The organism is Enterobacter cloacae complex sp. S1 (assembly GCF_014930525.1).
In the GTDB taxonomy this organism is placed as follows: domain Bacteria; phylum Pseudomonadota; class Gammaproteobacteria; order Enterobacterales; family Enterobacteriaceae; genus Enterobacter; species Enterobacter hormaechei_C.
The window spans coordinates 176,089-191,789 of record NZ_JADBRE010000017.1 but is presented as its reverse complement, the minus strand read 5'-3'; the positions used below and the strand labels follow the sequence as shown (position 1 = coordinate 191,789).

Sequence of the window (15,701 nt, the reverse complement as noted above, 5' to 3'; positions counted from 1 at the left end):
TCTTACGAGGTACTTCAAAAAAAAACCAATCGTTATATAATTTATTATATGACGATTGAGGGGATGGTATGAATAATCATTTTGGAAAAGGCCTGATGAAGGGTGTGAACATGGCTAGTCCCTGTTCTGAAACGATGCCTGGGAAATTTTGTAATGACTATATACGTGGGTTTGTAATCGGCTATTGCTATCAGCTGGAACAGAAAACTGGGGAGAAAAGCGTTGCAGCTCTTGAAGCGGGAAGACTGACGAGACAGTACAATCTTGACAGGGAGATCATGGCAGAATTCTTTCTGGAATTCAGGACGGATAAATTTTTACACTATTTTAACATTGGGTATTCTGGTGGCTCGAATTAGGACGCTTGCAATGAAACGTCCAGTGTAGCATTTTTACCTGTTGGTTTTTAGGTTTTTTTCACCGCAAGCAGTACAGAAGAAGCTTTAATCAGGGCAATAATTCTTTTGCCTTCGCTGATATCCATCTCCTTCATGCTTTCGTTCGTAATGACTGCGGTAAGATTTGAGCCGTCATCTGTCAGAATATGAACGGTTGCGTTTACTGCGCCTTTTTCAAGTGAGGTGACCTGGCCTGAAAACTGGTTACGGGCTGAAAACAATAATCCGTTATCCTCAGAAGCAAGAATAATCCATGGGGCTTTAATCAGTGCAACTACCTCTTTTCCTTGCTCCAGACCGAGCCTGATTCTACTGTTACTGGTTACCACAGAAACAAGAGTTCCCCCTTCATTAAGGGAGATTTCAATTTCATCGTTAACGGAGCCGGAATGGACTGCGGATACTGTGCCGGACAATTGATTACGTGCAGAAACTGACATGCCATTCTCCTTAATGTAGGAAGGTGATAGTCATGTGTAGTGTATATGAAATCCGACACATCACGTATGATAAAATGTCCGCTTCTGGCACATAGCGGACGCATCTTTCACACGCTTCTAAATAACCTGGTTAGCAAAACTATCTCCACGGAACTCCTTCCCAGCAAGCAATTCCTGAATACGCTTCGCAAATCACATAAATACTTCAGGCCGAGATACTTCTGGCACTTTAATGGCATACCACTCCAACTTAAAGTGCTCGCACTCAATGCAAAGTTCAATTGTCACGATCATGTAGAAACTGCAATTTCATCGAAGTTTCCGCATTGTCAACCCACCAACCACCATCTATAATATTTCCAACCTGGAAACAAGGGGCAAGGATGCACATAGTCTCAAGAGCGCCTTTCGACACAGCGGCCAGACATTATCCCAATCAAGCACAAGCCCTGGACGATCTTTACCGGGTACTAAAAAAGGAACACTACCCCTCACCAGACGAGATGCGAAAGCGCTTTCCTAGCCTGGACCGGATGAAATACCGGGAAAAATGGTGGGTCATTGATGTGGGTGGCGGGCATCTAAGAGTGATGTTTTTTGCTGATTTTGAGCGTGGAAAGATCTTCATCAAACACATCAGCACTCACGCAGACTATGACAAGCTCACGGACTACTACCGGAGAACGAAAGAATGAATTATGCAGCAGCCATCAAAGCGGCAAACGCTCTGACAAACGAGCTCCCTTTCCTGGGTTCAAGCCCGTCGCGGCAAGACTACGAGGATGCGCTGGCGCTGGTGGAGTATCTTATCGAGCACGACCCCGATAACCCGCTGGTAGATATGCTCACTGCCAAAATCGATAAGTATGAAAACGCGTCCCCGGAGTTTGCAGAATTTAACGCGCGTATTGCCAGCATTCCGTCAGGCGTTGCGTTACTGCGAACGCTAATGGATCAGTACCAGCTCACTCAGAGTGATTTCGAGAACGAGATTGGTAAGAAGTCTCTGGTAAGTCGGATCCTTAACGGACAGCGCACGTTAACGCTAGATCATATGCGAGCGCTGGCGAAGCGTTTCGGTTTGCCGGTGAGCGCATTTGTGGGGAACTGATGCGAAGTTTTCACCCAGACCAATTCCCCAGACGTTAATACCACTATATCTCTCACCCCGGCCCCTCGCTCCCCGCCGCCAGCAGCGGCACCACCACATCGCTGATGGGCACCGCAATCCCGTGCCTGCGGCCATAGCGCTGGATCACGCCGTTGCGTATGTCCCACTCCATCGGGCGATCCGCCTGACGGTCGGCAAGGATCGAGGTGCCCAGGTCCTCAGGCGCGCGCTGGAAGTTCGCCAGAATCTCCTGGGCCACCGCATCGTCCAGCTTCGCCCCTTCGGCGCGGGCGACGGTAAGCCCCTCGCGCAGGTAGCCCAGCGCCAGCTCGCTGATATCCTCGCGCCTGAACATTCCGGCGCGGCGATTGGCCAGCACCATCAGCCCGGCGACCGCGTTTTGCAGCAGCTTGCGCCAGGCGACGGTAGTGAAATCTGTCGAGAGCTCAACGTCACAGCGCGTGCCGCGAAGCGCCGCCACCACCCGCTGCGCCTGCGGCACGTCCGGCAGCGTAAGGCGCGGTTTTGCGCGCAGCCAGACGGAGGCATCCGGCTCGCGCTGGGCAGGGAACCAGACCACCGAGGGCAGCACCGTTGCGCCATTGACCAAAGGCGCAAGCTGGGCTTTCTGCTCCACGCCGTTTTGCAGCGCGCAGACCACGGTGTTTTCATCGCACAGAGCGCGCAGCCACCCGGCGCTGTCGGCATTTTGCGTCGTTTTGACCGCCAAAAAAACGAGGTCAACGGGGCGCGTAATGACGCTGGGATCGGTGAGTACCGGACCGGGCACCACAATTTCACCCTCATCATGACGCAGGCGCAGTTCCGGATGCGCGGTGCGCCCACACAGCAGCGGCGTGCGGCCCGCTTCATGCAGCACCGCGGCGATGGTGGTCCCTATCGCACCGGGTCCTGTCAGCGCAATGGTTGGATAGTCAGACATGGATCACTCCCCCTTTTCTAAGCCTGCTATCAGTTATACCACCCTGAGACGAGCGCGCCACGCCCATTGTCTATACTCAACTCATAACAGACAACGGAGTGCGCCATGCCTTTACCCGACTTCAAATCCTCTGAACCTTATACCCTCGGCATTGAGCTCGAACTCCAGGTGGTTAACCCGCCGGGTTACGATCTGAGCCAGGACTCCTCTGCCCTCATCGCCGCCGTCAAAGACGACATCAAAGGGGGGGAAGTCAAACACGACATCACCGAAAGCATGCTCGAAATCGCCACCGGCGTGTGCCAGACCATCGACCAGGCAGCGGCGCAGTTTTCAGTGATGCAGCAGAGCATCCTGCGCGCGGCGGAAGATCAGCATATCCAGATCTGCGGCGGTGGGACGCATCCGTTCCAGAAATGGCAGCGGCAGGAAGTGTGCGACGACGAGCGCTATAACGTCACGCTGGAGCGCTTTGGCTATCTGATTTTGCAGGCGACGGTGTTCGGCCAGCACGTACACGTCGGCTGTCGGACCGGGGACGACGCCATTTACCTGCTGCACGGCCTGTCGCGCTTTGTGCCGCACTTTATCGCCCTGGCCGCCGCATCACCGTATATGCAGGGCACGGACACGAAGTTCGCCTCATCGCGTCTCAACATCTTCTCGGGCTTCCCGGATAACGGTCAGATGCCGTGGGTCAACAGCTGGCAGGAGTTCGAGGGGCTGTTCCGCCGCCTGAGCTCCACCAGCATGATCGACAGCATTAAGGATCTGCACTGGGACATCCGCCCCAGCCCGCACTTCGGCACCGTCGAGGTGCGGGTGATGGATACGCCGCTGACGCTCAGCCACGCCATTAACATCGCCGGGCTTATTCAGGCGACGTCGCACTGGCTGCTGACCGCGCGGCCGTATAAGCATCAGGAGCGGGATTTTCTGCTCTATCGCTTTAACCGTTTTCAGGCCTGTCGCTACGGGCTGGAAGGCATTCTGACGGACGTACATACCGGCGAGCACAAAACCGTGGCGGAAGATATCGCCTGGCTGCTCGAGCAGGTTGCGCCGTCGGCCGAGAAGCTCGGCGCGACAAGCGCAATCAATGAGATTGCCCTGCTGTTAAAGCAGGGCAAGAGCGAGGCGCAGCGCATGCGGGACTTTATCGCCGATGGCGGCTCGCTGATTTCTCTGGTGCAGAAGCACTGTGAGCTGTGGGCGACAAGTCCGTAAGGCCGTGGCCCCACTCGCGCAGGCGCTGGAACAGCACGAACAGCGCCGGGATGAACACTATCCCCACCACGGTCGCCACCAGCATGCCGCTGAACACCGTAGTGCCGATGATGCGGCGGCTCTGGGCACCCGCCCCGGTCGCCAGCATCATCGGCAGGACGCCGATGATGAACGACACGGCGGTCATCATTACCGCGCGGAAGCGGCGCGATGCCCCCTCCCGTGCGGCATCGACAATCGCCATTCCATCCATGCGCCGGGCGCGGGCAAACTCCACGATAAGAATTGCGTTCTTGGCGGCGAGGGCTATCAGTAGCACCAGACCAATCTGCACATACACGTCGTTGGCGTAGCCCGCCAGCCACAGCCAGACCAGCGCCCCGCCGATGGCGAACAGCACCGAGAGCATCACGCTCGCCGGCAGCGTCCAGCTCTCATACTGGGCGACGAGAAACAGCCACGCCATCACCACCGCCGCCAGCACAATCCATATCGCCTGATTGCCGGTCTGCTGCTCCTGATACGACATGCCGCTCCAGGCGTAGTCGTACCCGGCTGGCAGGTTTTCCGCCAGAATCTCGCCCATCGCCGCCATTGCGGTGCTGCTGCTCACCCCTTCCGCTGCCGAGCCGCTCACCGATACCGACGGGAACTGGTTGTACTGCTGTATAAATGGCGCGCCGACGGTCGGCGTGATGGTGATGAGGTTGCTCAGACGCACCCGCTCGCCGCTGTTGCTGCGCACGAACAGCTCGCTGATTTGCTCCGCGCGCTCGCGCCACTGCATCTCGTTCTGCATCACTACGTGGTAGACGCGGTTGTTGACGCTGAAATCCCCGGCGCGCGTGCCGCCAAAGGCGGTTTGCAGGCTGCTGAAGATGCGTGACACCGGCACGTCGAGGCGGGCCGCGCGCTCGCGGTCAACGGTGAGCGTCATCTGCGGTACGTTGCTGCTCCAGGTGGTGAACACGCGGCTCAGCTGCGGGTGCTGGTTGGCTTTCGCCAGCACCACACGCGTCACGCGCTCCAGCTCCGCCGGGCTTTGCCCCGCCTGCGCCTGAATGCGCAGGTCGAAGCCGGAGGCGTTGCCCAGCCCCGGCAGCGTCGGCGGCGCAAAGGTCATGATGGTGGCTTCCGGCAGGGCCAGCAGCTGGCGCTGAAGGATGCCCATCACCTCATCCAGCGGCGGACGCTCGCTCCAGTCTTTGAGCATGATGGAGATAAACCCGCCGTTCGATGCGCTGGTGCCGTTGAGGATGTTAAACCCGGAGACCTGAATCACGTCTTCTACCGCCGGGTTGTTAGCGATCAGCTCGCGCGCGGTGGTCATCACCGCTTCGGTGCGCTCCAGCGAGGCTGCCTCCGGCAGCTGGACGCTGGCGAAGAAGTAGCCCTGATCCTCCTGCGGCAGGAAGCCCTTTGGCATCGACATGAAGCTGAATACCACCACCGCCGCCGCACCCGCGGTGGCCAGCAGCGCCAGCCACGGGCGCAGGTTTAAAACGTTCACGATGCGGGTGTAGAAACCGCGCGTGGCGTCCAGCCCGTGGTTAAAGGCGCGATAGAGTGCCGCAGGTTTCTCCGGTCGCGGGCGCAGCAACAGCGCGCACAGGGCGGGCGTAAGAGTCAACGCCACCAGGCTTGAGAGCGTGACGGCAGTCGAGAGCGTCACCGCGAACTGGCGGTACAGCTCGCCGACAATCCCCGGCAGGAGCGCCACCGGCACAAACACCGCCAGCAGCACCAGCGTGGTGGCAATCACTGGCCCGGCAATCTGGCGCAGCGCCAGCGCGGTCGCCGCCGTCCGGCTCTGCCCTTCCGCCATCAGCGTTTCGACGCTCTCCACCACCACGATGGCGTCATCCACCACCATGGTCAGCGCCAGAATGATAGCGAACAGGCTCAGCGTATTGGCGGAGTAGCCGAGCGTATAGAGCACCGCGAAGGTGCCCACCAGCGACACCGGAATGGCAAGGGCAACAATCAGCGTCGCGCGCCAGCTTTGCAGGAACAGGGACACCACGACCACCACCGCCAGCATCGTCAGCGCCAGCGAGACGCCAATCTCTTTGATGGTGGCGGCCACAAACGAGGTGGTGTCGAATTTGACTTCATAGACCAGATCGTCCGGGAAGCGCGTGGATAACCGTTCCAGCTCCGCGCGCACCGCATCGGCCACGCGCAGGGCGTTAGCGGACGGCGTCGGGTAGATGCCGAGGTAGGCGGAGTCGTGCCCGTTCAGCTGCGCGCCAGAGCTGTAGCTACGCGAGCCAAGCTCGATGGTGGCGACGTCCTTCAGGCGCACCAGCTGCCCCATCTCCCCGGCGCGGATAATGATGTTGGCAAAGTCGTCGGCCTGGTTTAAGCGCCCCAGCCCGTTAATGGTCAGGGTCTGCTGCTGGCCGTTAAACACCGGCGGCGTGCCGACCTGGCCTGCCGCCCCCTGCACGTTCTGCTCGCGCAGCGCCTGCGCCACGTCATCGCTGGTCACGTTCAGGGCGTTCATGCGGTCCGGACGCAGCCAGATGCGCATGCTGTAGTCCCGTGCGCCAAACATCTGTACCTGCCCGACGCCCGGCAGACGCGACAGCGCCTCGCGCACCTGGGTGCTGGCGTAGTTGCTGACGAACAGCGGCGTGTGGGTGTTGTTCGGTGAGTAAAGGCTTACCCCCATCATCAGGTTGGTGGCGCGCTTGCGCACCTGCACGCCGTTTTGCTGTGCCTCGGTCGGTAGCTGCGCCACGGCCTGCGCCACGCGGTTCTGCACGTCGATGGCGGCGAGATCCGGGTCGGTACCTGCCGCAAAGGTAATGTTCAGGCTATAGCTACCCTCGTCCGAACTGGTGGACTCCATATAGAGCATATGATCCACTCCGTTCAGCTGGGTTTCCAGCGGCGTGGCGATGGCCTCCGCCACGTCAGCCGAGCTGGCGCCCGGCCATGACGCTGACACATTCACGACCGGCGGGGTGATCTGCGGGTACTGCTCCACCGGAATAATCCTCAGCGCGATGGCCCCCAGCAGAGTGATGACCAGCGCAATCACCATCGCAAAGCGCGGGCGTTTGATGAAAAACGTCAGCATGATGGCTCCTTAATTCAGTATCTGGACGGCAACGCCTGGCTGCACGCGCTGCGCACCGTCAGTAATCGCTCGCTCACCGGGCTTCAGGCCGGAGGCAATCTGGAACTGCTGGCCGATCTGTCCGGCGACCTTCAGCGGACGCATTTCGGCTTTATCCTCGGCGTTAACCACCCATGCGAAGAACCCGTGGCCATTCTGCTGTACGGCAGCGGCGGGCAGAGTCAGCACTGGTTGCTCACTTGACGGACGCAGGTAGACGTTCACGTTGCCGCCGGGCAGCAGCTGATGGCGCGGGTTGGCGAACTCGGCGCGCAGCATCACGCTGGCGGTTCGCGGGTCGATGCGGTTGTCCACGGAGGTGAGTTCCCCGCTGATGCGCTGGCCGTTGCTGTCAATCAGCGCCTGCCAGGCCTGCTTCATGGCGCTGATATCCGCATGCTGTCCGGCTTTAGTGGCAAACGTGCCCTCTTCCAGCGCAAAGGCAATGCGGATGGGATCGAGCTGCACCACCTCCACCAGCACACCGCTGGCAGGATTCACCAGGCTGCCGACGTGAAAGTTGCTGTGCCCCACGCGCCCGTCAATCGGTGAGGTAATGCGCGTGTAGTTGAGGGTGACGCTGCGGGTGTCGAGCCGGGCTTTCGCCTGCTCCAGCGCGGCGCTCGCTACGTCGCGCTGCATGCGGGCGTTGTCCACGTCGTGGCGGCTGATGGCGTTGCTGCTGCCCAGGCTTTCGAAGCGTGACAGCTGCTGCTGCGCCTGACGCAGCGTGGCTTCGGCGCTTCTCACTTCGGCCTGCGCCAGACGCAGGGCGGCGCGCGGCTCGGCGTCGTCCAGTTCGAACAACACGTCGCCTTTTTTCACGTACTGCCCGTCGCGGAAGTGGATTCTGGTGATGACGCCTTCCGTGCGGGCGCGCAGTTCAACGGTGTGGATAGCTTCGATGCGACCCGGGATCTGACGCTCGGCGGCGTGGGCGGCCTGCTCCACGGTGGCGACACGCACGGGAATGGCCGCGGCGAATGCGGGTGGCAGGGTGCAGGTGAGGAGCGCGAACAGGAGTGGGAATTTCATGGGAGTACCTCGGCGTTGTTTTCCCTCACCCCGGCCCTCTCCCACAGGGAGAGGGAGGTCAGAGTTCCCTCTCCCTGTGGGAGAGGGTTAGGGTGAGGGCAAAAGGTTATGCAGCCTTACGGAACCTGCGGGTCAGTCGCTTCTCGATTTCGACGACGAAGAACATCACGCCCGCCACCGCCAGCGTCACGAACCAGTAGCGCAGCGGCAGCGCTTCGGTGCCGAACAGCATCTGCATAAACGGCAGGTAGATGATCGCCGCCTGGAGCAGGAACAGTACGCCCGTTACCAGCCAGATCCCTTTGTTCGCCAGCAGGCCGCGGTTCAGGGAGAACCCGTCGGTGTTGCGGCAGTTAATCATGTATACCCACTGGGCACAGACCAGCATCTGCAACAGCACGGTGCGGATGAACTCCGCGCTGTGGCCGCGCGGGGCCAGCCAGGCTTCCAGCGCAAAGGCGGCGATGGCAATCATGGTGCCGACGAAGGCCACGCGCCAGACGGCGTAGGCGTCCATCACGTGCTGCCCGGTCTGACGCGGCGGGCGGCGCATAATGTTGCGCTCGGCGGCCTCGAAGGCCAGGCCGAAGGAGAGCGTGGCGGAGGTCGCCATGTTCATCCACAGGATCAGCACTGGCGTCAGCGGAATGATGTTCCCCGCCAGCAGCGCAATCACAATCAATAGCCCCTGCGCCAGGTTGGTCGGCATGATGAACAGGATGGTCTTCTTCAGGTTGTCGTAAACGCGACGCCCCTCTTTTACCGCGCTGGCGATGGTGGCGAAGTTATCGTCCGTCAGGACCATGTCCGCCGCCTCTTTGGTCACTTCCGTGCCTTTGATGCCCATCGCGATACCCACGTCCGCCTGGCGCAGCGCCGGGGCATCGTTCACGCCGTCACCGGTCATGCCGACGATTTCGCCTTTGTCCTGCAACGCTTTCACCAGGCGCAGCTTATGCTCCGGGCTGGTACGGGCGAAGATGTCATACTTCACCGCCGCTTCCGCCAGCTCGGCGTCGTCCATCTTCTCCAGCTGGTAGCCGGTAACCGCCTGCTCGCTGTTGGTGATCCCCAGCATCTGGCCGATGCTCATCGCCGTCTGCGGGTGATCCCCGGTGATCATCTTCACGCGGATCCCCGCCTGCTGGCAGGCGTTAATCGCTTCAATCGCTTCCGGACGCGGCGGATCCATCATCCCGGCAATGCCGAGGAAGATCAGACCGTGGCTCAGGTCGTCGTGAGTTAATGCCTGCTCGCCGTTCGCTGGCTTGAACGCCGCGGCGACCATGCGCAGCCCCTGACGCGCATAGCGCTCCATCTCCGTTTCCCAGTACGCGCGGTCAAAGGCTTGCGCACCGTTGCGGGTCTGCTGCTGCTCACACAGGGCGAAAATCACGTCCGGCGCGCCGGTAATCAAAATCTGCTCCTCACTGCCAATCTGGTAGTGGGTGCTCATGTACTTGTACTGAGAGTCGAACGGGATCTTGTTAACCAGCGTGGTCACGACCGGCTCGAGGTGGGCCTTGGCCGCCAGCACCTTCAGCGCGCCCTCGGTTGGCCCGCCGGTGATGCCCCACAGGCCACGCTCGTCCTGAATCAGCTGGCTGTCGTTACACAGGTCGATGGTGCGCAGGTACTGCTCCAGCACGGTGCCCGGCTGGATCTGCACCGGCTCGTCGCTGCCTTCGAGGTAGATGTTGCCCACCGGCTCGTAGCTGTTGCCGTCCACGCGATAGCAGGTGTCGGCGGTGATGATGGCTTTCACCGTCATCTCGTTCATGGTCAGGGTGCCGGTTTTATCCGAGCAGACCACGGTCATCGCGCCCAGGGTTTCAACCGTCGGCAGCTTGCGGATAATCGCCCGCTTGCGCGCCATCGCCTGCACACCCAGGGAGAGGATAATGGAGATAATCGCTGGCAGACCTTCCGGTACGGAGGCTACCGCCAGGCTAATCAGGGAGAGCAGCAGCTCGCCCATCGGGATCTCGCGGAACACCAGGCTGAAGACAAACAGCGCGGCCATCATCGCCAGAATGATGGCGAAGATCGCTTTGCCCAGCTTGTCCATCTGCACCAGCAGCGGGGTGCGGTGTTTTTCAATGCCCGCCATCATCTGGTTGATGTGGCCGAGTTCGGTCTCCTGGCCCGTGGCAATGACCACGCCCACGCCGCCGCCCGCGCTGACCGTCGTACCGGAAAAGACCAGGTTCGTGCGGTCGCCCAGCGGTAATTCGCCGTTCAGCGGGCTCGTGTGTTTATCCACCACGGTGGATTCACCGGTCAGAATTGCCTCTTCCACGCGTAAATTATGCGCTTCGATTAAGCGCATATCCGCCGGTATACGATCTCCTGCGCGCAACACAATAATATCGCCCGGGACGATTTCCGTCGTCGGGATAGTTTCATGGTTGCCGTTACGAATAACGCGCGCCTCGCTGGAGAGCATATTGCGAATACTCTTCAGGGATTTTTCCGCGTTACTTTCCTGAATGTGGCCAATTAAGGCATTGATTACCGCCACGCCCAGAATAACCAGCGTATCAACCCAGTGTCCCATTACTGCCGTTAATACGGCGGCTGCCAGCAGGACGTAAATCAGGACATCGTTAAAATGCGCGAGAAAACGCAGCCAGCCCGGCTTGCCTTTTTTCTCCGGCAGCGCGTTCGGGCCATGCTTCTGTAAACGCGCCTGCGCCTCGGCACGGTCCAGGCCATTAGCCTGGCTCTGCGCCTGAGCAAGCACCTGCTCTACGGTCTGCTGGTACGCCTGCCCGCCTGCGGGTGGCATATTCTGCGAGAAATTTTTTTTGGTCATGGTATTTTTCCTTCAATATCCGGTGGACGGAAGCCGGAATTCCTTTCTGGCTTTAAATAATTCATTTTTAAGTCTTGCGGGTTAAATTGATCTACCGCAATATATTGACTACCCGGTTATTCAAAACTGATTAAAATTATTTCGACGCGTTGATTTTTACAAAATATTTCTAAACCAACACTAAACGAGGAGGAAGCATGTTTGGTATTTATCGCGGACGGCGTCTGGCGTTATACATTGTCGCAGCCATTGTTATTGCGACGTTAATTGGATATAGCACCTATAGCTTTGTAAAATTATTTTCGTGAGAAAGACGTTTATTTACATAACGCGATATTAATTTAATCGCCCCGAAAATATTATCTATTTTCTGTTATTAATTCGCAGAATAACGGTGGCCTTTTACCCAATTTTGCCAGCGGGGATGATATTGCTTTACGTTTCAGGATGCCGGACAATGACATTTTTAACTGACGATTAACATTACGATGAAACACCCGTTAGAATCGCTGCTCACCGCAGGGGGCATTTTGCTGATGGCCCTGCTCTCCTGCCTGCTGTTACCCGCGCCGTCGCTGGGTCTGGTGCTGGCGCAGAAGCTGGTTCAGACCTTTCATATGGTCGATCTGAATCAGCTGTACACCATTCTGTTCTGTCTGTGGTTTTTGGTGCTCGGCGCCATCGAATTCTTTATCCTGCGTTTCATCTGGCGCCGCTGGTTTTCACTGGCGTCGTAAGCCAGTGAGATCGCGCATCCCGTGGATCAGCGCTTCACACCAGGCCGCGTAGTCGTGGCCGCTGGATGAGGGGTGGAAGCTGACGCGGTAGCCTTTATTCCTCAGCACCTGTTCAAAATCCTGCGTGGTGCGATAGATGCCGCCGCCCGGCCCCGTGGTTTCAAACTTCCCGGCCTGTAACCAGAAACGCACCGGATACGGTCGAGACTGTTGGTATTGACGCGTCAGCCAGCCGGGGGCGTCACCTTCTGGAGCCCACCAGTAAGAACCGGAAAGGCTCAGCACGTTGCCAAACAGGCGCGGATAGCGCAGCGCCACCCATGAAGAGGCAATTCCCCCGTAGCTTGATCCTGCCAGTACGGTTTTCTGCCGCTGCATGCCGATGCCCTTCCCCCGCAGCCACGGCAGCAGCTCGTGCGCCATAAAGTCAGCAAAATCCGGGTTTGGTGGCAGCTCGTTGCCGCGACGGGCGTGATCGAGGCTGTCGATAAACACCACGTTAATCGGAGGCAGGTGATGTCGGGCAATCAGACCGTCCAGCACGTTGGCAAAATGGTATTCGTCCTGATAAACCTGTCCGTCGAAAAGGATGAGCGTCCAGCGTGCAGGCTGTGCGCCGCGCGGTTGGTAGATCATCACGTCGCGGGCATTGCCGAGAATGTTGCTGCTCAGCCTCTGGCGGCTCAACGTCCCGTGCACCAGCGGCTGTGCCGTAGCCCGAACGGAGCAGTAGCGCGCCGGGCTGAGATCGAGCAGAGAATAGCGATTCCAGCGATCGGTCTTCTGCTCCCCAAAGCTATTCGGGTTAAGCGGATCGGCCTGCGCGCTCACCAGGATGGCGCGGCGTTGATCGCGGGCAGAGCCTTCAACGATCGGCACATCGGGGGCGAGCTTGTACTGCATCACCGTATCAGCGGGGACCACGTAGCTGCGGAACCAGACGTCGCTGTTGCCCAGGCGGAACAGCGGATCGTGATCCCCCGCCGGCGAGCCGAGAATGAAGACGTTATCCCGCGCGCCGCGCCACAGAAAGGTCACGCGCTTATGGCTCGCATCTACCGGCTCCACCATCGGCGTTCCCTGTCGACGCTGCGCCTGCCAGAACGCCTCGGTACTTCCACCGGCAGAAATGACGTTTGCCAGCGCCTTCAGCGTCGGGCTTTCTGGCGCCAGCATCTGCACGCGTGGTAACGGAGAGGTCTCTTTCATCCGCCACTGAAAACGCCACGGCTTGCCAGCTTCGCCGTGTAGCACCAGCGAGGTGTTCTGTTTCACCGGCAGGGCAAACAGCAGCGTGTGTTCCCCGTCCGCAGGACCGTTTTCGATCAGCGTGCGGATGCGACGGTTTTGCCCATCCAGCAGGCGCGCATCCGTCACGCCATGCAGCGTGGCGGAAACGTAATTTTCATCCAGCTCGGGCAGGGAGAAGCAGACTTCGCCGCTGGCATCAAACTTTCCCTGAACATCGCCCTGCCGGGACGACTGCTCGCACGTTGCCGCCACGGCGGGCAGCGCGCCGATCCCCAACAGCAACCCACTCCATACCCTCTTCATTACCGCTTGTTCCCCAACGAAATTTGTTAACAACGCTAATGCAAATGGTAATAATTTGCAATATCATCAACGGCGTTTTACCGGTGTTTTTATGGCGATAGCAACCAAGGACGTTCAATAAAAATGTTTAAAAATAATAAGATAATGCAGCTCTGGCTGCTGAGTCTGGCGACGACCAGCGTCGCGGCTCAGGCAGAAACGAAAGAAGAAACGATTACGGTGACGCAGGGCGTGAGTGAAGAGCCCACTGCGCCCGTAAAAGGCATTGTGGCGACGAAAACGCTCTCCGCCACCAAGACCAGCGCGGAGATCGTGAAGACGCCGCAGTCGGTATCGGTGATCACCCGCGATCAGATGAACATGCAGGACGTCACCTCCGTTTCGCAGGCGCTGCGCTACTCGGCGGGCGTGTTTACCGAGTACCGGGGCTCGTCTAACCGTAACGACGAGGTGTTTGTGCGCGGCTTTAGCTACGTGCCGAAATTCCTCGACGGCTTAAGCTTTGGCGCAACGGCTTCCTCACAGACGGGCACAGTTGACCCGTGGCTGCTGGAGCGCGTGGAGCTGGTGCGCGGCCCGGCGTCGGTGCTGTTTGGACAGGTGAATCCGGGCGGATTAATCAGCATGACCAGCAAGCGCCCGACGGCGGAGGCCATTCACAACGTGCAGTTCCGCACCGGCAATAACGATCTCGCCGAAGGTGCGTTTGATTTCGGCGGCAAGCTGAGCGACGACGGCCGCGTGCTGTATCGCGTGAACGGTATCGCCCGTACGCAGCATAATCAGGTGGACGATTATAAAGAGACGCGGATGGCGATCGCCCCGGCGATCACCTGGTACCCGAACGATCAGACCCGCTTTACGCTGCTGACCAGCTACCAGAAAGATCCGGATGCCGGATACCGCAACTTCCTGCCCGCCTACGGCACGGTGAAAAGTGCCGACGGGAAGTACATCCCGCGCGACTTTAACGTCAGCGATCCGAATTACAATCAATCCTGGCGCGAGCAGACGATGATTGGCTACGAGCTGGAACACCAGTTCGCCGACAACCTCACCTTCCGCCAGAACGCCCGTTACGCCACCATCAAGCAGAAATATCGTTATCTGGTTTACGCCAACAGCGCGGCCAACAGCACGGTGTTGACCCGTCGCGCCCAGCGTGAAGAGCGCACGACCAATGAATTTGGCCTTGATAACCAGCTGGAATATCAGCTGGAGACCGGAAGCGTCAACCACACCCTGCTCGGCGGGTTTGATTACAAGACCAGTAAGGATAAACAGCTGCTGGCGCGCGGGAGCGGCTCACAGTATGACCTCGACTGGACAAACCCGGTTTACGGCGTGAACGTGGATGAAAGTACCTTCAAAACGGCCACCGACGAGCAGCAAAATCTCGACCAGATGGGCCTGTATCTTCAGGATCAGATGAGCTTGAACAACTGGGAGTGGCTGGTTTCCGGGCGCTACGACTGGAGCGAAGTGCGTACCAGCGACTTCACCGATAACAGCTTTACGCAGCAGAACGACAGCAAATTTACCTGGCGCACTGGCCTGCTGTACGCGTTTGATTCTGGCCTGTCGCCGTACGTCAGCTACAGCACCTCGTTTGAACCGAACCTGCAAACCAACCGTGCGCCGGGCGTTGCGCCATTCAAGCCTACTACCGGGGAGCAGACCGAGATTGGCGTGAAATATCAGCCGGTCGACACCACGCTGATGACTCTCGCGCTGTACGATTTAACTCAGGACAACGTAGCGACCTATAACAGCGCTGAAGGCTGGTTCGAAAATGCGGGCAAGGTGCGTTCGAAAGGCGCTGAAGCGGAAATCCACGCCACGCTGTTGGATAACATCAACCTGATTGGCTCCTACACTTACACCGATGCAAAAACCGAAAGCACCACGGTGGCGGGAACTGAAGGCAAAACGCCTGCGCGCATTCCAGCGCATATGGCATCGGCGTTCGCCAGCTATACCGTTCCGGGCGGAGCGCTGAAGAGCCTGACCGCTGGCGTGGGGATGCGCTACATCGGCACCAGCTACGGCGATGCGAAGAACACCTTCAAGGTGCCATCGGTGGATCTGTATGACGCGATGCTGCGCTACGATCTGGGCGAGATGAACCGCAGCCTGAAAGGGGCAAGCGTGCAGTTCAACGTCAATAACGTGGCAGACACGAAGTATGTGGCGTCATGCGCAAGCGATACGGCGTGCTTCTACGGGATTGGCCGGACGGTGACGGCGACGGTGAATTACAGCTGGTAAGCATGGTGCTGACTGATCCCCTCACCCCGGCCCTCTCCCCAAAGGGGCG

The 15,701-nt window shown here is 58.9% G+C and carries 12 protein-coding genes; 6 read left to right on the top strand and 6 right to left on the bottom strand.

Annotation, left to right across the window (positions count from 1 at the left end; genetic code table 11):
- The first annotated feature begins 68 nt into the window (after window positions 1-68).
- On the top strand, window positions 69-359 hold the full coding sequence (locus IM290_RS12620; protein ID WP_193041762.1) for a DUF2623 family protein: 291 nt from the start codon (window positions 69-71) through the stop codon (window positions 357-359).
- Between the two features lie 47 nt (window positions 360-406).
- Here IM290_RS12620 and IM290_RS12615 read toward each other — a convergent pair whose 3' ends face one another.
- Window positions 407-838 (bottom strand): molybdopterin-binding protein, encoded by a 432-nt coding sequence (locus tag IM290_RS12615; protein WP_080895896.1) that lies wholly within the window; start codon window positions 836-838, stop codon window positions 407-409.
- Between the two features lie 383 nt (window positions 839-1,221).
- Here IM290_RS12615 and IM290_RS12610 point away from each other — a divergent pair, with 383 nt between their 5' ends.
- Together IM290_RS12610 and IM290_RS12605 are read left to right on the top strand one after the other, a co-directional pair.
- Window positions 1,222-1,533 carry a type II toxin-antitoxin system HigB family toxin gene (locus IM290_RS12610; protein WP_033486526.1) on the top strand — a complete coding sequence of 104 codons (312 nt, stop codon included), beginning with the start codon at window positions 1,222-1,224 and terminating at the stop codon, window positions 1,531-1,533.
- Window positions 1,530-1,949, top strand: a complete 420-nt coding sequence (locus IM290_RS12605) for a type II toxin-antitoxin system HigA family antitoxin (RefSeq protein ID WP_045349893.1) — start codon at window positions 1,530-1,532, stop codon at window positions 1,947-1,949. The genes IM290_RS12610 and IM290_RS12605 overlap by 4 nt, the downstream gene beginning before the upstream one ends.
- Before the next feature lie 52 nt (window positions 1,950-2,001).
- Here IM290_RS12605 and IM290_RS12600 read toward each other — a convergent pair whose 3' ends face one another.
- On the bottom strand, window positions 2,002-2,892 hold the full coding sequence (locus IM290_RS12600; RefSeq protein WP_193041763.1) for an oxidoreductase: 891 nt from the start codon (window positions 2,890-2,892) through the stop codon (window positions 2,002-2,004).
- A gap of 105 nt (window positions 2,893-2,997) precedes the next feature.
- Here IM290_RS12600 and IM290_RS12595 point away from each other — a divergent pair, with 105 nt between their 5' ends.
- On the top strand, window positions 2,998-4,119 hold the full coding sequence (locus IM290_RS12595; protein WP_015571201.1) for a YbdK family carboxylate-amine ligase: 1,122 nt from the start codon (window positions 2,998-3,000) through the stop codon (window positions 4,117-4,119).
- Here the strand turns inward: IM290_RS12595 and IM290_RS12590 are convergent.
- The 3 genes from IM290_RS12590 to IM290_RS12580 form a co-directional block, all read right to left on the bottom strand.
- Window positions 4,049-7,204, bottom strand: a complete 3,156-nt coding sequence (locus IM290_RS12590) for an efflux RND transporter permease subunit (protein WP_193041764.1) — start codon at window positions 7,202-7,204, stop codon at window positions 4,049-4,051. The two genes, IM290_RS12595 and IM290_RS12590, sit on opposite strands and share 71 nt — an antisense overlap.
- A 9-nt stretch (window positions 7,205-7,213) precedes the next feature.
- Window positions 7,214-8,278 (bottom strand): efflux RND transporter periplasmic adaptor subunit, encoded by a 1,065-nt coding sequence (locus IM290_RS12585; protein WP_193041765.1) that lies wholly within the window; start codon window positions 8,276-8,278, stop codon window positions 7,214-7,216.
- Window positions 8,279-8,384: 106 nt separating this feature from the next.
- Window positions 8,385-11,093 carry a cation-transporting P-type ATPase gene (locus IM290_RS12580; RefSeq protein ID WP_015571204.1) on the bottom strand — a complete coding sequence of 903 codons (2,709 nt, stop codon included), beginning with the start codon at window positions 11,091-11,093 and terminating at the stop codon, window positions 8,385-8,387.
- A 488-nt stretch (window positions 11,094-11,581) separates the two neighbouring features.
- On the opposite strand from IM290_RS12580, the gene IM290_RS12575 reads away from it, so the two are divergent.
- A complete protein-coding gene (locus IM290_RS12575) occupies window positions 11,582-11,830 on the top strand; it encodes a DUF1158 domain-containing protein (protein WP_003858875.1) in 249 nt (82 codons plus the stop codon).
- Here the strand turns inward: IM290_RS12575 and IM290_RS12570 are convergent.
- Entirely contained in the window at window positions 11,816-13,384 is a 1,569-nt protein-coding gene (locus IM290_RS12570) for an alpha/beta hydrolase-fold protein (protein WP_193041766.1), read from the bottom strand. The genes IM290_RS12575 and IM290_RS12570 overlap by 15 nt on opposite strands.
- Before the next feature lie 123 nt (window positions 13,385-13,507).
- On the opposite strand from IM290_RS12570, the gene IM290_RS12565 reads away from it, so the two are divergent.
- A complete protein-coding gene (locus IM290_RS12565) occupies window positions 13,508-15,652 on the top strand; it encodes a TonB-dependent siderophore receptor (RefSeq protein ID WP_193041767.1) in 2,145 nt (714 codons plus the stop codon).
- Window positions 15,653-15,701: the final 49 nt, after the last annotated feature.

Bases quoted from the DNA above. Each gene is read 5' to 3' on its own strand.
- IM290_RS12590 (WP_193041764.1), bottom strand. From the start codon at position 7,204: ATGCTGACGTTTTTCATCAAACGCCCGCGCTTTGCGATGGTGATTGCG.
- IM290_RS12575 (WP_003858875.1), top strand. From the start codon at position 11,582: ATGAAACACCCGTTAGAATCGCTGCTCACCGCAGGGGGCATTTTGCTG.
- IM290_RS12565 (WP_193041767.1), top strand. From the start codon at position 13,508: ATGTTTAAAAATAATAAGATAATGCAGCTCTGGCTGCTGAGTCTGGCG.
- IM290_RS12605 (WP_045349893.1), top strand. From the start codon at position 1,530: ATGAATTATGCAGCAGCCATCAAAGCGGCAAACGCTCTGACAAACGAG.
- IM290_RS12570 (WP_193041766.1), bottom strand. From the start codon at position 13,384: ATGAAGAGGGTATGGAGTGGGTTGCTGTTGGGGATCGGCGCGCTGCCC.
- IM290_RS12585 (WP_193041765.1), bottom strand. From the start codon at position 8,278: ATGAAATTCCCACTCCTGTTCGCGCTCCTCACCTGCACCCTGCCACCC.
- IM290_RS12600 (WP_193041763.1), bottom strand. From the start codon at position 2,892: ATGTCTGACTATCCAACCATTGCGCTGACAGGACCCGGTGCGATAGGG.
- IM290_RS12580 (WP_015571204.1), bottom strand. From the start codon at position 11,093: ATGACCAAAAAAAATTTCTCGCAGAATATGCCACCCGCAGGCGGGCAG.
- IM290_RS12620 (WP_193041762.1), top strand. From the start codon at position 69: ATGAATAATCATTTTGGAAAAGGCCTGATGAAGGGTGTGAACATGGCT.
- IM290_RS12615 (WP_080895896.1), bottom strand. From the start codon at position 838: ATGTCAGTTTCTGCACGTAATCAATTGTCCGGCACAGTATCCGCAGTC.
- IM290_RS12595 (WP_015571201.1), top strand. From the start codon at position 2,998: ATGCCTTTACCCGACTTCAAATCCTCTGAACCTTATACCCTCGGCATT.
- IM290_RS12610 (WP_033486526.1), top strand. From the start codon at position 1,222: ATGCACATAGTCTCAAGAGCGCCTTTCGACACAGCGGCCAGACATTAT.